This window comes from Streptomyces sp. NPDC004647, from assembly GCF_040609575.1.
Classification (GTDB): Bacteria; Actinomycetota; Actinomycetes; order Streptomycetales; family Streptomycetaceae; genus Streptomyces.
Map to the genome: position 1 here is coordinate 1 of NZ_JBEXKU010000014.1, position 16533 is coordinate 16533.

The 16533-nt window shown below is 71.8% G+C and carries 14 protein-coding genes; 4 read left to right on the top strand and 10 right to left on the bottom strand.

Translation table 11 applies throughout. The features are described 5' to 3' along the window. Positions 1 to 219 precede the first annotated feature (219 nt). Positions 220 to 636: an ATP-binding protein gene (locus ABZW18_RS08530; protein WP_356183985.1), complete on the bottom strand. Its 417-nt coding sequence runs from the start codon at positions 634 to 636 to the stop codon at positions 220 to 222. Positions 637 to 933: 297 nt separating this feature from the next. Here ABZW18_RS08530 and ABZW18_RS08535 point away from each other — a divergent pair, with 297 nt between their 5' ends. After that, positions 934 to 1206: a GlsB/YeaQ/YmgE family stress response membrane protein gene (locus ABZW18_RS08535; RefSeq protein WP_356184208.1), complete on the top strand. Its 273-nt coding sequence runs from the start codon at positions 934 to 936 to the stop codon at positions 1204 to 1206. A gap of 241 nt (positions 1207 to 1447) precedes the next feature. Here the strand turns inward: ABZW18_RS08535 and ABZW18_RS08540 are convergent, their stop codons facing one another. The 9 genes from ABZW18_RS08540 to iolC form a co-directional block, all read right to left on the bottom strand. Further along, positions 1448 to 1864 (bottom strand): TIGR03668 family PPOX class F420-dependent oxidoreductase, encoded by a 417-nt coding sequence (locus tag ABZW18_RS08540; RefSeq protein ID WP_356183988.1) that lies wholly within the window; start codon positions 1862 to 1864, stop codon positions 1448 to 1450. Between the two features lie 69 nt (positions 1865 to 1933). After that, positions 1934 to 2803, bottom strand: a complete 870-nt coding sequence (locus ABZW18_RS08545; RefSeq protein ID WP_356183991.1) for an ABC transporter permease — start codon at positions 2801 to 2803, stop codon at positions 1934 to 1936. Next, positions 2800 to 5628, bottom strand: coding sequence for an alpha/beta fold hydrolase (locus ABZW18_RS08550; protein ID WP_356183994.1), 2829 nt, complete (start codon positions 5626 to 5628; stop codon positions 2800 to 2802). The genes ABZW18_RS08545 and ABZW18_RS08550 overlap by 4 nt, the downstream gene beginning before the upstream one ends. A gap of 223 nt (positions 5629 to 5851) precedes the next feature. Continuing rightward, complete coding sequence (locus ABZW18_RS08555; protein WP_356183996.1) at positions 5852 to 6586, bottom strand: flavodoxin family protein; 735 nt, start codon at positions 6584 to 6586, stop codon at positions 5852 to 5854. A gap of 110 nt (positions 6587 to 6696) precedes the next feature. Further along, complete coding sequence (locus ABZW18_RS08560; protein ID WP_356183999.1) at positions 6697 to 8193, bottom strand: CoA-acylating methylmalonate-semialdehyde dehydrogenase; 1497 nt, start codon at positions 8191 to 8193, stop codon at positions 6697 to 6699. Between the two features lie 45 nt (positions 8194 to 8238). After that, positions 8239 to 10128: a 3D-(3,5/4)-trihydroxycyclohexane-1,2-dione acylhydrolase (decyclizing) gene (iolD, locus tag ABZW18_RS08565; RefSeq protein ID WP_356184002.1), complete on the bottom strand. Its 1890-nt coding sequence runs from the start codon at positions 10126 to 10128 to the stop codon at positions 8239 to 8241. Further along, positions 10125 to 11045 (bottom strand): 5-deoxy-glucuronate isomerase, encoded by a 921-nt coding sequence (gene iolB, locus ABZW18_RS08570; protein ID WP_356184005.1) that lies wholly within the window; start codon positions 11043 to 11045, stop codon positions 10125 to 10127. Before iolB ends, iolD begins: the two co-directional genes overlap by 4 nt. A gap of 42 nt (positions 11046 to 11087) precedes the next feature. Continuing rightward, complete coding sequence (locus tag ABZW18_RS08575; RefSeq protein ID WP_356184008.1) at positions 11088 to 11975, bottom strand: deoxyribose-phosphate aldolase; 888 nt, start codon at positions 11973 to 11975, stop codon at positions 11088 to 11090. 37 nt (positions 11976 to 12012) lie between these two features. Continuing rightward, positions 12013 to 13014, bottom strand: coding sequence for a 5-dehydro-2-deoxygluconokinase (gene iolC / locus ABZW18_RS08580; protein WP_356184011.1), 1002 nt, complete (start codon positions 13012 to 13014; stop codon positions 12013 to 12015). 179 nt (positions 13015 to 13193) lie between these two features. On the opposite strand from iolC, the gene ABZW18_RS08585 reads away from it, so the two are divergent. The 3 genes from ABZW18_RS08585 to ABZW18_RS08595 all read left to right on the top strand — a co-directional run bounded on the left by ABZW18_RS08585 (position 13194) and on the right by ABZW18_RS08595 (position 16360). Continuing rightward, a complete protein-coding gene (locus ABZW18_RS08585; RefSeq protein WP_356184014.1) occupies positions 13194 to 14120 on the top strand; it encodes a sugar phosphate isomerase/epimerase in 927 nt (308 codons plus the stop codon). A gap of 173 nt (positions 14121 to 14293) precedes the next feature. Continuing rightward, on the top strand, positions 14294 to 15313 hold the full coding sequence (locus tag ABZW18_RS08590) for a Gfo/Idh/MocA family oxidoreductase (protein ID WP_356184017.1): 1020 nt from the start codon (positions 14294 to 14296) through the stop codon (positions 15311 to 15313). A 27-nt stretch (positions 15314 to 15340) separates the two neighbouring features. Further along, complete coding sequence (locus tag ABZW18_RS08595) at positions 15341 to 16360, top strand: Gfo/Idh/MocA family oxidoreductase (protein ID WP_356184020.1); 1020 nt, start codon at positions 15341 to 15343, stop codon at positions 16358 to 16360. The last annotated feature ends 173 nt before the right edge of the window (positions 16361 to 16533 follow it).

The window sequence follows — 16533 nt, forward strand, 5'->3', positions numbered from 1 at the left end:
GGATTTCGTCGGCCGACGAACAGCCCGCCGACTGCGCTTGGATGACCCCGTTCGGCGCTTGTCCGGCTGTCCCGCGATGTCGGCACCGGCCGCGCCGACAGACACGTACGTCTCGGGTGCCGCGGCCGGCTCAGCAGGTACGTCTCGGGTGCCGCGGCCGGCTCAGCACGTACGTCTCGGGTGCCGCGGCCGGCTCAGCACGTACGTCTCGGGCCGGCGTCAGCTGAGGGCGACGACCAGCGTCACCACCGCGCCCACGGCCCCGGCGGCGATCTCCAGCCGGTCCGTCAGCTGCCGGGTCAGCCACAGGCCCCGGCCGCCCTCCCCCGCGAACAGTCCCGGCGGCTCACGGGGGATGACCTCCTCGCTGAACCCGGGCCCGTTGTCGGTGACCCGGCAGTGCAGCCTGCCGCCGTTCCGGTAGAGCAGCAGACGGCCCTCGCCGCCGCCGTGCTCGACCGCGTTGCACGCCACCTCGTGGACGGCGAGCACGAAGTCGCTTCTACGCGGCTCGTCGAGCCCCGCGCGTGTCACGCTGTCGATGATGCGCAACCGCAGCGTGGGTACGTCCTCCCTCGCGAAGAGCAGCTCCAGCAACCGCGCCTCCTGCGGCAGATCCGCCACATCCGCGTTCATGGCACCGTCACCTCGACCTCCGTCACGACCAGCCATCGGGCGGTGCGCGCCCTGCCACGGCGGTCGGGTGCCGCCACCGTCGACAGGCATGCAGCGCAGGACCGCGATCCACGCACGACGCTACTCCCCGTCATCGTTCGCCACCACGCGTCACCACATTTGCGCCGAGCCATACGGAACCCGACCGGAAGAACCAAGAGGGCGATCGAAAGCGTCGTTGTAGTGTCCGGACCTGACATTCGGAAGCGGATCACCCGCGTGACCCGCGTGAACGGCAATCTCCTGGAGGACCCCGACATGGGCATCGTCAGCTGGATCATCCTGGGCCTCGTCGCCGGAGTCGTCGCCAAGGTCCTCCTGCCGGGACGCGACCCCGGCGGGCTGATCGGCACGACCCTCATCGGTGTGGCCGGGGCATTCATCGGAGGCTGGCTGTCCGCGAAGTTCCTCGACCGGCCGGTCGACAAGGACTTCTTCGACCCGGCGATGTGGGTGGCCGCCATATCCGGATCACTGGTCCTGCTGATCGGGTACCGGCTGCTGTTCGGGCACTCGCGCGAGCGCCGCTGACGCCCATGGGCCCGGGCGACCCCGGAGGCCGGCCCAGACAGGCAGGCAGGCCACGAACCCCGGGCGGCACAGCCCGGGTTGGCGGGGAAAGCGGCGGCCCGGCTGCTGCTGGGCGTCTCGCTGTCCTGTCGGGGATCGTGGACGACATCCCCCTGCGTCGCCCGAGGCCCCGGTCAACGGCGACCTGGTCCAGAACACGGGACAGCACGGATCACGTCATGGGGTGGGGGCAGCGGCGAGGTCAGCTGAAGGACCAGCCGGACCAGCGGTTCACCGTGACCGCGACGACCGGGCCCTGCGGGGGCCGTCCGCGATACTGCGCGTACCGGGCCTGCAGGCCCGCGACCGACCGGGCCCGGCGCGCGTCGTCCTCCACCAGCTCGGCCGTGCCGTCGGCGCGGACCCACCAGAGCGCGGACCAGTCGTCGGAGTAGTGGTCCGCCAGCAGTGCGACGTGGTCGTTCTCGCGGATGTTCCGCAGACGCCGGAGCTGCCAGGTGCTCTTGGGCTTGTGGTCGACGGCGAAGTACACCGTGTCGCCGTCCAGGACGAAGGTCACCGGCACCAGGTGCGGCACCCCGCCGCCGCTCGCCGTGGCCAGCCGGGCCACGCGCGCCGCGGCGAAGCGCCGACGCGCCTCAGCCGGATCGAGCTCCATGCCTCGACCGTACGGCGGCCCCGAGGCACTCGGCGTCCGCGCCACACCCCGACGCCGGCCGGTCCCGCGTCAGGACACCACGTCCTTGGTGCGGAAGCCGCGGAAGGCCAGGGCGAACAGCACCAGGGCGTACGCCACCGAAACCGCCGTCCCCTTGATCATGCCGCCCCACTCCACATGCTGCTGGAGCGCGTCCGCCCACGCGAACTGCCAGTGGGCGGGCAGGAAATCGCGCCAGGAGCCCAGCGCCGTCACCGCGTCCAGCACATTGCCGACGATCGTGAGGCCCACCGCGCCGCCGACCGCACCCAGCGGAGCGTCGGTGCGCGTGGACAGCCAGAACGCGAGGGCCGCGGTGACCAACTGGCCCACGAAGATGTACGCAACGACGATCGCGAGCCGCGGCAGGGCGGCGCCCGGCGGGAGAACTCCCCCGGTGGGGATCTGCAGATCCCCCCACCCGTACGCCGCGGTACCCGCGAGCAGCGCCACCAGCGGGAGCAGCAGCATCGCGGCGGCACTGAAGGCGAGCGCCACGGTCAGCTTGCTGACCAGCAGCCGGGTGCGCGGCACAGGGGCCGCCAGGAGATAGCGCAGTGAGGCCCAACTCGCCTCCGAGGCGACCGTGTCGCCGCAGAACAGGGCCACCGGCACGACCAGCAGGAAGCCCGCCGATACGAACAGACAGGTCGCGGCGAAGTTCGCGCCGGAGGCCGTGGCGGTGTCGATCAGCGTCACCTGGCCGTTGTCGCGGCCGGGTTCGCCGCCGATCGCGAAGGCGGCGATCAGGATGAACGGCAGCGCGGCGAGTATCCCGGCGACCACCATCGTGCGGCGGCGCCGCAGCTGACGCATCGCCTCCACCCGCAGCGGCAGGGTGCGCCGGGCCCGGTAGCCGGACGCCGAGACCCGCTGGGCCGAGTCCGTGGATGCAGTCACGGCGTGCCTCCGATCAGGGTGAGGAAAGCGTCCTCGAGGCGGCGGTGCGGGCCGATGCTCTCCACCGGGATCTCCAACCGGACGAGTTCCACGAGCAGTTCGGGGACGGTCGCACCGTCGAGCCGTACGAGCAGCCCTTCGGCGGTGCGCACGGCGGAGCCGACGCCCGGCAGCGCCGTGACCCTGTCCACCACGACGTCGGACGGCACACCGCCCGCGATGCCGACCAGCAGCGTGTCGCCGCTGCCGGTGATCTCCGCGACGGGGCCCGCGCTGACCAGCCGCCCATGGTCCATGACCACCAGGTGCGTACAGCTCTGCTCGACCTCGGCGAGGAGGTGGCTGGAGACGATGACGGTCCGCCCGGCGGCCGCGTACCGGATCAGGACCTCGCGCATCTCCCGGATCTGCGGCGGGTCGAGGCCGTTGGTCGGCTCGTCGAGGATCAGCAGGTCCGGCATGCCGAGCATGGCCTGGGCGATGGCCAGCCGCTGCCGCATGCCCTGCGAGTACGTCCGCACGGGGCGCTCCAGGGCATCGCCGAGTCCGGCGATCTCCAGAGCCTCCTCGATGTGCGCGTCCGCCACCGGCCGGCCGGTGGCCAGCCAGTACAGATCCAGGTTGGCGCGGCCGGTCAGATGCGGCAGGAAGCCCGCGCCCTCGACGAACGCACCGACCCGCGACAGCACCGGCGCTCCCGGCCGGACGGCCTGTCCGAAGATGCGGATCTCACCTCCGTCGGGCCGGATCAGGCCCATGAGCATCCGCAGGGTGGTGGTCTTGCCCGCGCCGTTGGGCCCGAGCAGGCCGAGGACCTGGCCGCGCTCGACGCGGAAGGACAGATCGCGTACGGCATACCGGTCGGCGGACTTGGCGTAGCGCTTGCTCAGATCGGTGATCTCCAGGGGCACGTCCGTCAGCGCCGGGTCGGGGCCCGGGGTGGCGGTGCGCCGGCGGCCGGTGAGCAGCAGCGCGGCGGCCACGGCGGCGCCACCGAGCGGCAGGCCCCAGGTCCACCACGGCAGGGCGCTGGAGGCGGTCTGCACGTCCGGGTCGGTGGGCACCGTCATCCCGTTCCCGGCGAGAGAGACGCTGTACGCCGCGGACTTCTCCGGGGAGGCGAACGCCAGGTCCGTGGCGGACAGCACGAGCCGCATCCGGTGCCCTGCCTCGAAGTTGTGGTCGACGGCGGGCAGCCGCAGCTCGACGGTTCTGCCTTCCTTTGCGCCGGTCACCCGGACCGGGGAGACGAGCGACGAGGGCAGCAGCTGGCTGCCGCTCTGGCTGACGTCGTACACCTTGGCGAAGAGCACGGCGTCGTCGGAGTCGGCCTTGACCTTGACACGCACCGTCGGGGAGCCGGTGACCCGCGTCCCCGAGCTCAGCGGCGCGGAATCGAAGCGCGCGTGCTGGCCGGGGAAGTCGAGGGAGACTCCGAAGCCGAAGGTGGACAGCTGCCCGAGGCCTCCTGCGCCCGGGACGGCGGAGATGGCGGGCGGACTGCCCCCGGCCGGGTTGGCGAACCGCTGCTCGCGGCCGGCGAGCCGGACCGTACGCGCTTCGGTGCCGCCCAGGCCGGGGTAGCGGTCGCCGGAAGCGCCGCGGAGCTGGGCCCGTCCGTCCGTGCTGTCGATGCCGCCGGTGCGGGAGACGCGGAAGGGCGGTCCGGTGTCGGTGCCCTTCTCGCCCTTGAGGTAGCGGTCGAACCAGTCGGTGACGCGCTGCCGGACCCGGTCGGTCTCCTGGTCGCCGCCGTCGTGTCCGCCCGCGAGCCAGTCGACGGAGACCGGCGCGCCGTTGGCGGAGATCCGCTTGGCCATGGCATCGGCGTGGCCGAGCGGGAAGAGAGAGTCGGTCTGGCCCTGGAGGATCAGCGCGGGGACCTTGATGCGGTTGCCGACGGCCGACGGGCTGCGCTCGGCCAGCAACTTGCGCGCTGCCGCGTCGGGCTCACCGGCGACCGCGACGCGCTCGTACATCGCGCACAGCGGCTTCTCGAAGCGGTCGCAGCCGGTGGCCTGTGCGGGCGAGGGAACGGTGGGTGCGCCGGTTGCCTCGGGCTGTTGGCCGGCTCCGCCGGCGGGCCCGCCGCCGCCCTCGGGTCCGCCGCCGTCCGCCGCGCCCGCGCCCGTGCCCTGCTCGGCCTCTCCCCCGCCTCCCGCCCCGGCGCCGACCGGGAACGAGCCGGTGGTGAAGAACATCCCGGCCCACAGCTTCTTGAAGACCCCGCCCGGGAACAGCGCGTCGGCGAGGTTCCAGTAGGTGTTCTGCGGGGCGATGGCGTCGACGCGCCGGTCGTTCCCGGCGGCGAGCAGCGAGATCGCGCCCCCGTACGAGGCACCGGCGAGCCCGACGCGCGGGTCACCCTCGGCGTCGAGCTTCACCTCGGGGCGATGGGACAGCCAGTCGATGAGCCTGCGGACGTCGGAGACCTCACGGCCGGGGTCGTTCACGCCGATGCGTCCGGTGGTCCGGCCGAAGCCGCGCGCCGACCAGGTCAGTACGGCGTATCCCTCGCCTGCCATCTGTTCGGCCTCCGTGCGGAGGTCTTCCTTGCTGCCGCCGAAGCCGTGCCCGAGCAGCACGGCCGGGCGGCGGTCGGACGCGGGGCCGGACGTGAAGAAGGAGGTGTCGATCCGCACCTCCTTCTTGCTGCCCGGGGACTCCGGGGCGGCGAGGATACGGTCCTCGCGATGCACGGGCGGCTGGTCGCCGGACGCGGCCGTCCAGGTGCCGGCCCCGGCGAGCAGGGCGACGGCGGCCGCGCCGGCGAGCAGCCGCCCGCGCCGTCGGGGCATCCGGGGCCGGGGCAATCGGAGATCCATATCCCGGATACTACGGATGTGCGATGACATCTCCACGGGCCCGGGGTCGGAGTCCGGGTGTCTCCCACGGGAGTACGCGCGCCCGGCGCATACCGCGGCTGCGGTATGCCCCGCTGTGCGCAGCCCTCCCCCGGTGCCGGTTCGCCGCGCGTGGTCACCCGCTCACAACAACAGCGAAAACGGGAGGAGTCCGGAGAATCGGAAGAGCCGGAGAAACGGGATATCAGCGGTGCTCGGGATTCTCGAAGTCGAAGCGGCAGCCCGCGTCCCACTCCGAGCGCTGGTTGCCGTGTGCCGGGAACCCGCCGGCGTCCTTGAGCAGCCGGGCCAGATGGAGCAGGTTCCAGGTCATGAAGGTGGTGTTGCGGTTGGTGAAGTCGTTCTGCGGGCCGCCGGAACCGGGGTCGAGATACGACGGTCCCGGGCCCGCCTCACCGATCCAGCCGGCGTCGGCCTGTGGCGGGATGGAGTAGCCGACATGCTGGAGGCTGTAGAGCAGGTTCATCGCGCAGTGCTTGATCCCGTCCTCGTTGCCGGTGATCAGGCAGCCCCCGACCCGCCCGTAGTAGGCGTACTGCCCGGCGTGGTTGAGGAGTGACGAGCAACTGTAGAGGCGTTCCACGATGCGTTTCGTCACGGAACTGTTGTCACCCAGCCAGATGGGACCGGCCAGGACCAGAATGTCGGCGGCCATCACCCGCCCGATGAGCTGCGGCCACTCGTCGCTCGCGGCGCCGTGCTCCGTCATGTCGGGCCACACTCCGGTGGCGATGTCGTGGTCGGCGGCACGGATCTGGTCCACGTGCACGCCCTCCTGCTCCATGATGGAGCGGCTGATGTCGACCAGGCCCTGGGTATTGCTCGTCCGGGGGGACGGCTTCAGGGTGCAGTTGATGAACAGCGCGCGCAGGTCGTCGAAGCGCCGCGGTGCCTGTCCGTCGCCGGCGGGTCCGGTCACTCTCTCCTCCTCGGTCGGCCCCCTTCGCTCAGCTGACCACGGAGCCCACCTCCGGGAACGACGTACGGCCCGGCGCGCCGCCGGGCCGTACTCGTTCAACGCCTCCGGCGTCAGTGGTTCTTCGGGAAGCCGAGGTCCACGCCGCCGTCGGACGGGTCGGGCCAGCGGGTGGTGACGACCTTTCCGCGGGTGTAGAAGTGCACGCCGTCGTTGCCGTAGACGTGGTGGTCGCCGAAGATCGAGTCCTTCCAGCCACCGAAGGAGTGGTAGCCCACCGGGACCGGGATCGGCACGTTCACGCCGACCATGCCCGCCTGGACCTCCATCTGGAAGCGCCGCGCGGCGCCGCCGTCGCGGGTGAAGACCGCGGTGCCGTTGCCGAACGGCGAGGCGTTGATGAGGGCCATGCCCTCCTCGTAGGTCTCCGCGCGCAGCACGCACAGCACCGGGCCGAAGATCTCGTCCTTGTACGCGTCCGCGTCCGTCGACACCTTGTCGAGGAGGGAGAGACCGATCCAGTGGCCGTCCTCGAAGCCCTCGACGGTGTGGCCGGTGCCGTCGAGTACGACCTCGGCGCCCTGGGCGGCCGCGCCCGTGACGTAACCGGCGACCTTGTCGCGGTGGGCCTTGGTGATCAGCGGGCCCATCTCGGAGGTCGGGTCGTTGCCGGGGCCGATCTTGATCTTCTCGGCACGATCGCGGATCTTCGCCACGAGTTCGTCGCCGACCGGGCCGACCGCGACGACGGCGGAGATGGCCATGCAGCGCTCGCCGGCCGAGCCGTACGCCGCGGAGACTGCGGCGTCGGCGGCCGCGTCGAGGTCCGCGTCGGGGAGGACCAGCATGTGGTTCTTGGCTCCGCCGAGCGCCTGGACGCGCTTGCCGTTCGCGGAGGCGGTGGTGTGGATGTAGCGGGCGATCGGGGTGGAGCCGACGAAACTGACGGCGACGACGTCGGGGTGCTCCAGCAGCCGGTCGACGGCGACCTTGTCACCGTTGACGACGTTCAGTACGCCGTCCGGCAGTCCGGCCTCGGCGGCCAGCTCGGCGAGCCGGAACGCGGCCGACGGGTCCTTCTCGCTCGGCTTGAGGACAAAGGTGTTTCCGCAGGCGATGGCGAGCGGGAACATCCACATCGGCACCATGGCCGGGAAGTTGAAGGGCGTGATGCCCGCGACGACGCCGAGCGGCTGCCGGATCGAGGCGACGTCCACGCGGGTGGAGACCTGGGTGGACAGCTCGCCCTTGAGCTGCGTGGTGATGCCGCAGGCCAGCTCGACGATCTCCAGGCCGCGGGCCACCTCGCCGAGCGCGTCGGAGTGCACCTTGCCGTGCTCGGCGGTGATCAGCTCGGCGATCTCGTCGCGGTGGGCGTCGAGGAGCGCCCGGTAGGCGAAGAGGACGGCGGTGCGCGCCGCGAGCGAGGAGGTGCCCCAGGTCTCGTACGCGGACCTGGCCGCGGCCACGGCGGCGTCGACCTCGTCGACGGAGGCGAGCGCGACCCGGGTGGTCTGCGCGCCGGTCGCCGGGTCGGTGACAGGACCGTAGTTGCCGGACGCGCCCTCGACGGTCTTGCCGCCGATCCAGTGGTCGATGGTCTTCATCATGCGGGTCCTTTGAGGGTGGTGGTGGGCGACGGGCGGGAGGGCGGGTCAGAGGTGGCGGCGTCGGCCTGCCGCGTGGCGCTCGTACTCCTCCCGCGCCTTGACGGCCGCGGGGCGGGTTGCGGTCTGGGCCACAGGAACATCCCACCACGCCTGGGCGGGGGGCGCGCCGGACACTGTGTCGGCTGTTTCCGTCTCCACATAGACACATGTGGGGTGGTCGGAGGCCCGGGCGACCGCGAGCGCTTCCCGCAACTCGCGGACGCTCCCGGCGCGGATCACCGCCATCCCGAGGCTGGCCGCATTGGCGGCGAGATCGACGGGCAGCGGGTCGCCGGTGTACGTGCCGTCGGCGCCGCGGAAGCGGTAGGCGGTGCCGAAGCGCTCGCCGCCGGTGCCCTCGGAGAGCCCGCCGATGGAGGCGTAGCCGTGGTTCTGGATCAGCACCAGGTTGATGTTGATCCCTTCCTGGACGGCGGTGACGATCTCGGTCGGCATCATCAGATACGTACCGTCGCCGACCAGGGCCCATACCGGGCGGTCCGGGGCGGCGAGGCGTACGCCGATGGCAGCCGGGATCTCGTAGCCCATGCAGGAGTAGCCGTACTCCAGGTGGTACTGGCGCGGTGAGCGGGCCCGCCACAGCTTGTGGAGGTCGCCGGGGAGGGATCCGGCCGCGTTGATGATCACGTCCTCGTCGCCGACCACCGCGTCCAGGGCGCCGAGAACCTGGGTCTGGCTGGGGCGGGCGCTGTCGTCCTCGGCGGCGTACGCCCGGTCGACGGCCTGCTCCCAACGCGCCTTGCCGGTGCGGTACTCCGCCTCGTACACGGCATCGACGTGGTGCCCGGGCAGGGCGGCGGTCAGCGCTTCGAGCCCGGTACGGGCGTCGGCCACGAGGGAGGTGGCGCCCATCTTGTGCGCGTCGAAGGAAGCGATGTTGAGGTTGACGAAGCGGACGCCGGGGGTGGCGAAGAGGGTGCCGGAGGCGGTGGTGAAGTCGGTGTAGCGGGTGCCGACGCCGATGACCAGATCGGCCTCGCGGGCGAGGTCGTCGGCGACGGCCGTGCCGGTGTGGCCGATGCCGCCCACGTCCGCCGGGTGGTCGTGGCGCAGCGAGCCCTTGCCCGCCTGGGTGGAGGCGACGGGGATGCCGGTCGCCTCGGCCAGTTCCTTCAGGGCGTCCTCGGCTCCGCTGTGGTGGACGCCGCCGCCCGCGACGATCAGCGGGCGGGCCGCGGACCGTACGGCCCGCGCGGCGCCGGCGAGCGCTTCCGGGTCGGGCGCGGCCCGGCGGACGTGCCACACCCGCTCGGCGAAGAACTCCTCCGGCCAGTCGAAGGCTTCGGCCTGCACGTCCTGCGGCAGGGCGAGGGTGACGGCGCCGGTCTCCGCGGGGTCGGTGAGGACGCGCATGGCCTGGAGGGCGGCGGGGATCAGCGCTTCGGGGCGGACGACCCGGTCGAAGTAGCGGGAGACGGGGCGCAGACAGTCGTTCACCGAGATGTCCCCCGCGTACGGGACTTCGAGCTGCTGGAGGACCGGGTCGGCGGGGCGGGTGGCGAAGATGTCGCCGGGGAGGAGGAGCACGGGGAGCCGGTTGACGGTGGCCAGCGCCGCACCCGTGACGAGGTTGGTGGCGCCGGGTCCGATGGAGGTGGTGACGGCGTGCGCGGACATCCGGCCCGACTGCCTGGCGTATCCGACGGCCGCGTGCACCATCGCCTGCTCGTTGCGGCCCTGGAGGTACGGCAGCCTGGCGGGCCCGGATTCGAGCAGCGCCTGCCCGATGCCCGCGACATTGCCGTGGCCGAAGATGCCCCAGCAGGCGCCGATGAGCCGTTGCCGCTGCCCGTCGCGCTCGGTGTGCTGCCGGGACAGGAACTCCACCAGGGCCTGGGCGACGGTGAGTCTGCGAGTGTCGGGCCGGCTGTTCATCGGGTTGCCTCCGGAGCTTGGTAGAGCGGCAGCCGGGGGTCGACCGGCCGGCCGGGCCAGGTGCCGCGGATCCAGGTGTGGTCGGGGTGATCGCAGATCAGCCACTCCCGCTCCGCGCCGGGGCCCGCCATGACGTTGAGGTAGTACATGTCGTGGCCGGGCGCGGCGATGGACGGGCCGTGCCAGCCGTCGGGGATGACCACGGCGTCACCGCTGCGGACCTCGGCGAGGACGTCGGTGTCCTTGCCGGGGCCGGAGGGGGTCACCCGCTGGTAGCCGAGGCCCTGCGCACCACGGCCGCCGGGATCGGAGGCGGGGGCTGGGGCGGGGGCGATCTCGAAGTAGTAGATCTCCTCCAGTTCGGACTCCGCGCCGGGGCGGCACTCGTCATGCTTGTGCGGGGGGTAGGAGGACCAGTTGCCGCCGGGGGTCAGCACTTCGACGGCGATGAGCCGGTCCGCCTCGAAAACCCCCGCGGCGCCGAAGTTGTTGACCTGGCGGGAGCAGTTTCCGGTGCCGCGCAGTTCCACGGGCACACCGGAAGCGGGCCCGTAGCGGGCGGTGAGGCGGCGCTCGCAGCGTGCGCCGGTGAGCGCGAAGCGGCCGCCCGCGCCGGAGGCGATCTGCGCATGCGCGTCACGCGGTACGTAGGCGAAGTCCGTGACGCCGTCGAACACGCTCTCCCGGCCGTGCAGATCGAAGGTGCGGTCGTCGACGAGGACGGTGCAGCCTCCGCTGAGCGGCAGCACGATCCACTCGCTGTCACCGGTGGCGAGCGCGTGCGAGCCGCCGGGCGGCAGCTCGAGGATGCGCAGGCTGGAGTAGCCCCAGCCGGCCCGCTCGGGGTCGATGTGCAGCGCGTACGGCCCGTCGGCCGTACTCCCGGCCTTGAGGTGGAAGTCCTGTGTGACGGTCATGCGATCAAGTCTCCTGCGAGGATGCGGCCGCTCGGCGGCGGTTCAGAGGAGTGCGACGGCGGTGTCGACGGCTGCGGTGACGTCGCCGTCGGCCGGGTAGAGCAACGACCGGCCGACCACCAGGCCCTGCACCGTCGGCAGCCGGAGCGCCTTGCGCCATTTCTCGTACGCCTCGGCCTGGTCCTCGGCGGCGCTGCCCACCTCACCGCCCAGCAGGACCGCCGGGAGGGTGGAGGCCTCCATCACGGCCGCCATCTCCTCGGGGTCCCTGGTCACCGGCACCTTCAGCCAGGTGTACGCGGAGGTGCCCGCGAGGCCGGAGGCGATGGCGATCGACTTGGTGACCGCCTCGGCGCTCAGGTCGTTCTCCACCCTCCCGCCGACACGGCGGGAGATGAAGGGTTCGACGAAGACCGGCAGGCGGCGCTCGGCCATCTCGTCGATGGCACGGGCGGAGGAGACCAGGGTGGCGAGCGAGCCCGGGTCGTCGTAGTCGATACGCAGCAGGAGCTTGCCCGCGTCGAAGCCGAGCCGGGCCAGGTCCTGGGCGCGGTGGCCGGTGAAGCGGTCGTCCATCTCGAAAACGGCTCCGGCGAGCCCGCCGCGGTTCATGGAGCCGATGACGACCTTGTTGTCGAGGGCACCGAGGAGGAGCAGGTCGTCCAGGATGTCGGCGGTGCCGAGTACACCGTCCACGCCGGGTCTCGACAGGGCCAGGCACAGCCGCTCCAGCAGGTCGGTACGGTTGGCCATCGCCAGATCCCGGTCCCCCACGGCGAGGGCGCCGCGCGCGGGGTGGTCGGCCGCGATGATCATCAGTCGGCCGCTGTCCCCGATCAGGGGTCGGCGGAGGCGACGGGCCGCGGCCTCGCCTATGGCCTCGGGATGCCGGGTCCGCACCTTCACGAGGTCGGAGATACGGATGCTCACGGGGTGGCTCTCTCTCGGGTGTCGTGGGCCGCGGTGGTCACGGGCGGGCGAGGACGTCTTCGACCTCGGCCGCGGTCGGCATCGCGGAGGAGCAGGCCAGGCGGGAGGCGACGATGGCGCCGGCGGCGTTGGCGTACCGCATCGTGCGCTCCAATTCCCAGCCCGCCAGGAGCCCGTGGCACAGGGAGCCGCCGAAGGCGTCGCCCGCGCCGAGTCCGTTGACCACCTCGACGGGGAGCGGCGGGACCTCGGCGGTGGTGCCGTCGCGGTGCACGGCGAGCACGCCCTTGGGTCCCTGCTTGACGACGGCGAGTTCCACGCCCGCGTCGAGCAGGGCGAGGGCGCAGTCCATGGGCTCCCGTACGCCGGTGGCGACCTCGCACTCCTCGAGGTTGCCGACGGCGACGGTGGCGTGTGCCAGGGCCTCGGCGTAGTACGGGCGGGCCGTCCCCATGAGGTCCTCGCCCTGCCAGAACATGGGCCGCCAGTCGAGGTCGAAGACGGTGGCGCCGTACGTGGTGCCCGCTTCGGCGCGGGCCGCGAGCGCGGCGAGCGTCGCGCCGCGGCTGGGCTCCTCGCACAGGCCGGTGCCCGTCACCCAGAAAATCCGGGCCGTGCGGATCGCGTCCAGGTCCAGCTCGCCCTCCTCGATCTCCAGGTCGGGCGCCTTGGGCTGCCGGTAGAAGTACAGCGGGAAGTCGTCGGGCGGGAAGATCTCGCAGAAGGTGACCGGAGTGGGGTACTGGCGCACCGGCGTCACCCAGCGGTCGTCGACGCCGAACTCGCGCAGGGCCCGGTGGATGTAGTCACCGAAGGGATCCTGGCCGGTGCGGCTGACGATCGCCGTACGGCGGCCGAGCCGGGCGGCGGCGACGGCGACATTGGTCGGGGAGCCGCCCAGGAACTTCCCGAAGGTCTCGACCTGCGCCAGCGACACGCCGGTCTGCAGCGGGTAGACGTCCACTCCGATCCGGCCCATGGTGATCAGGTCGTACGGCTCGGAGGGTTCGGATGAATCCCCCCGGGGAGAGTGCAGCATGCGCGCCCCTTCGGTTCGCTCGGCCGGGCTGGCCCCGTCACAGGTCTAACCGCGCCCGTCGCACGCTGTCAATAGTTTGTCCTTACATTCGGACCTGCCATCTTCCATGAATTGACGTTACGTCCTTATGTCAGGACGAAATCTTGACACTCCTCGGAGCGAGGTGGAGGCTACGCGGCATGACAGCCACCCAGCCCCTGTCCTCCGCCCCCGCCCTCGACCGGATCCGGGTCGGCTCCGCCCCCGACTCCTGGGGAGTCTGGTTCCCCGACGACCCCCGGCAAGTCCCCTGGGAGCGTTTCCTGGACGAGGTCACGCAGGCGGGCTACTCCTGGATCGAGCTCGGGCCGTACGGATATCTGCCCACCGACCCCGCCCGGCTCGCCGACGAGGTCGGCCGCCGCGAGCTCCAGGTCTCGGCCGGTACGGTCTTCACCGCGCTACACCGCGGCCCATCCGTCTGGGACGCCACCTGGGAGCACGTCGCGCAGGTCGCGGAGCTGACCCGGGCCATGGGCGCCAAGCACCTCGTCGTCATCCCGGCCTTCTGGCGCGACGACAAGACCGCCGAGCTGATCGAGAGCCCGGAACTGACGGCTGCGCAGTGGCGCGATCTGGCCGGCGGCATGGAGCGGCTCGGGCGCAAGGTGCGGGAGCGGTTCGGACTCGACATCGTCGTCCACCCGCACGCCGACACCCATATCGACGGTGAGGAGAACGTCGCCCGCTTCCTCGACGCGACCGACTCCGACCTGGTGGGACTCTGCTTGGACACCGGCCACTACGCCTACTGCGGCGGCGACAACCTCAAGCTCATCGAGACCTACGGCGAGCGGATCGGCTACCTCCACCTCAAGCAGGTGGACCCGGAGATCCTGGCCGATGTCGTCCGGAACGAGGTGCCGTTCGGGCCCGCTGTCGGGCGGGGAGTGATGTGCGAGCCGCCGAACGGGGTACCGGAGCTGGAGCCCGTACTGGCCGCGGCACAGAGGCTGGGCATCGATCTGTTCGCGATCGTCGAGCAGGACATGTACCCGTGCCCGCCGGACAAGCCCTTCCCCATCGCCGAGCGCACTCGGCGGTTCCTGCGCACCTGCGGTGCGTAGAACCGGGCTGCCGGGCAGGAACGGCGGGTGACGGCCGGCGCGACACGAGTCCGCCGGTCGCCGCGGCCGGGCCTGCGGGCCGCAGCCTGGATACGACACGGGCCTCAGCCTGGACACGACCGTCGAACTCCCCCGGCCTCGGGCACGGGGGACCGCACTCCTCGAGGGACAACATGACCAAGCAGGGAACACTCGGCGTAGCCGTCATCGGCACCGGCAGGATGGGCGCCGACCACGTCCGCCGGATCAACGAGGTGACCAGCGGCGCCCGGGTCGCCGCCGTCGTCGACATCGACGCCGAGCGCGCCAAACAGCTCGCCGACCGGATCGACGGCTGCACGGCCTACACCGACCCGGCCGCCGCCATGGGATCCCCGGACGTCGATGCGGCACTCATCGCGTCGCCCGGACCGGCGCACGAGGCAGCACTCCTCAAGGCGTTCGAGCGGGACCTCCCCGTGCTGTGCGAGAAGCCCCTCACCCCGGACGCCGATTCCGCGCTGCGGGTCATGGAGGCGGAGCAGAAGGCGGGGCACCGGCTGGTATCGGTCGGTTTCATGCGGCGTTACGACGCGGAGTATCTGAAGCTCAAGGCGCTGCTGGACAGCGAGCGGTTCGGCCGGACGCTGATGCTGCACTGCAAGCACCGCAATGTCTCCACGCCGCCCGGCTTCACCAACCAGATGATGATCAACGACTCGGTGGTGCACGAGATCGACACCACCCGCTGGCTGCTGGAGCAGGAGATCACGGCCGTGACCGTGCTCCGCCCGACACCGTCCTCGGGTGCGCCCGAGGCGCTCAGCGATCCGCAGTTGGTGCTCTTCGAGACGTCCGGCGGCTCGGTCGTGGATGTGGAGATCTTCGTCAACTGCGGCTTCGGCTACCAGGTGCAGTGCGAGGCCGTGTGCGAGTCCGGCAGCGCGCGGGTCGGCGACGGCCACGCTCTGGTCAGCAACACGGCCGGGCGCTGGGGCGGCGACATCGACCAGGACTTCGTGACACGCTTCGAGGACGCGTACGACCGGGAGGTGCAGCGCTGGGTGGACGCGACCCGGCGCGGAACGGTCGAGGGGCCCAGTACCTGGGACGGTTACGCGGCGGCCGCGGTCTGCGAGGCCGGCGTCCGGGCCCAGGCCACCGGAGCGCGTACGGTCACCAGCCTGATCGAGCGCCCTGCCCTCTACCGCTGACCCCCTCTCGCAGACGGGACTCCTCTCATGCGCATCGGATTTCTCGGCGCGGGCCGGATCGGCGCCTTCCATGCGGAAGCCCTGCTCGGCACGGCCGGTGTCAGCGAACTGGTGGTCGGTGACGCGGACAGCAGGAGGGCCACCGAACTCGCCGACCGGATCGGGGCACGGGCGGCGGAGTCGGTCGACGCCGTCTTCGCCGCGGGCATCGACGCGGTGGTGATCGCCACCGCGACGGCCTCGCACGCCGAACTGATCACCCGCGCCGCGCGCGCCGGGCTGCCCGCCTACTGCGAGAAGCCGATCGCGCTGGACCTGGCGGGGACGGTACGGGCCCTCCGGGAGGTCGAAGCGGCCGGGACGACCCTCCAGATGGGCTTCCAGCGGCGGTTCGACGCCGGATACCGGGCCGCCCGGCAGGCCCTCCGGGAGGGCAGGCTCGGACGGCTGCACACCATCCGGGCCATCACCTCCGACGCCGCACCGCCCCCTGCCGCGTTCCTCCCCCTCTCGGGCGGGCTCGTCCGGGACTGCCTGGTGCACGACTTCGACGCCGTACGGTGGCTGACGGGTCGTGAGGTCACCGAGGTGTACGCGACCGGCGCCAACGGCGGGGCTGCCTTCTTCCGGGAGGCAGGCGATGTGGACACGGCTGCGGCGCTGCTGACCCTGGACGACGGCACGCTCGTCACCGCGACCGCCACCCGCTACAACGGCGCCGGCTACGACGTGCGCATGGAACTGTCCGGTGAGCGTGACCAGTTCGTGGTCGGTCTCGATGCCCGTACCCCCTTCACCTCCGCCGAGCCGGGCGGCCCCGCCGCCCCTGCGCGCCCCTGGACCGGCTTCCTCGAACGCTTCGCACCCGCCTACCGCGCCGAGCTGGCCGCCTTCGTCCAGGCCGCGAGCGGTTCCGCGGCCAACCCCTGCTCCGGCGAAGAGGCCCTGCACGCCCTGCTGGTCGCCGAGGCCTGCGAGCTGTCCCGGGCCGAGCACCGGCCGGTGCGGCTGACGGAGATCAAGGAACTGATCGCGGATCTCGTCTGACTTTCGCCACAGTTGTCACAGTTGAGCAGGCTTCGCGTCACAGCTGATCAACAGCCCCCCTTGGCGATCACTCAGAGTCGTTGTCCTGTCACAGGCTCACTGACACCAGCGGCTGCACCGCAGATGCCTCGTCGGCTCCCCCCGGGCCGGCTCTGCGGCGCCCGCGAGGAGGT

What these genes read in the sequence shown, in the direction of transcription:
- ABZW18_RS08595 (WP_356184020.1), top strand. Translation starts at nt 15,341, where the DNA reads ATGCGCATCGGATTTCTCGGCGCGGGCCGGATCGGCGCCTTCCATGCG.
- iolB (WP_356184005.1), bottom strand. Translation starts at nt 11,045, where the DNA reads ATGACCGTCACACAGGACTTCCACCTCAAGGCCGGGAGTACGGCCGAC.
- ABZW18_RS08590 (WP_356184017.1), top strand. Translation starts at nt 14,294, where the DNA reads ATGACCAAGCAGGGAACACTCGGCGTAGCCGTCATCGGCACCGGCAGG.
- ABZW18_RS08530 (WP_356183985.1), bottom strand. Translation starts at nt 636, where the DNA reads ATGAACGCGGATGTGGCGGATCTGCCGCAGGAGGCGCGGTTGCTGGAG.
- iolC (WP_356184011.1), bottom strand. Translation starts at nt 13,014, where the DNA reads ATGCTGCACTCTCCCCGGGGGGATTCATCCGAACCCTCCGAGCCGTAC.
- ABZW18_RS08550 (WP_356183994.1), bottom strand. Translation starts at nt 5,628, where the DNA reads ATGGATCTCCGATTGCCCCGGCCCCGGATGCCCCGACGGCGCGGGCGG.
- iolD (WP_356184002.1), bottom strand. Translation starts at nt 10,128, where the DNA reads ATGAACAGCCGGCCCGACACTCGCAGACTCACCGTCGCCCAGGCCCTG.
- ABZW18_RS08540 (WP_356183988.1), bottom strand. Translation starts at nt 1,864, where the DNA reads ATGGAGCTCGATCCGGCTGAGGCGCGTCGGCGCTTCGCCGCGGCGCGC.
- ABZW18_RS08535 (WP_356184208.1), top strand. Translation starts at nt 934, where the DNA reads ATGGGCATCGTCAGCTGGATCATCCTGGGCCTCGTCGCCGGAGTCGTC.
- ABZW18_RS08585 (WP_356184014.1), top strand. Translation starts at nt 13,194, where the DNA reads ATGACAGCCACCCAGCCCCTGTCCTCCGCCCCCGCCCTCGACCGGATC.
- ABZW18_RS08560 (WP_356183999.1), bottom strand. Translation starts at nt 8,193, where the DNA reads ATGATGAAGACCATCGACCACTGGATCGGCGGCAAGACCGTCGAGGGC.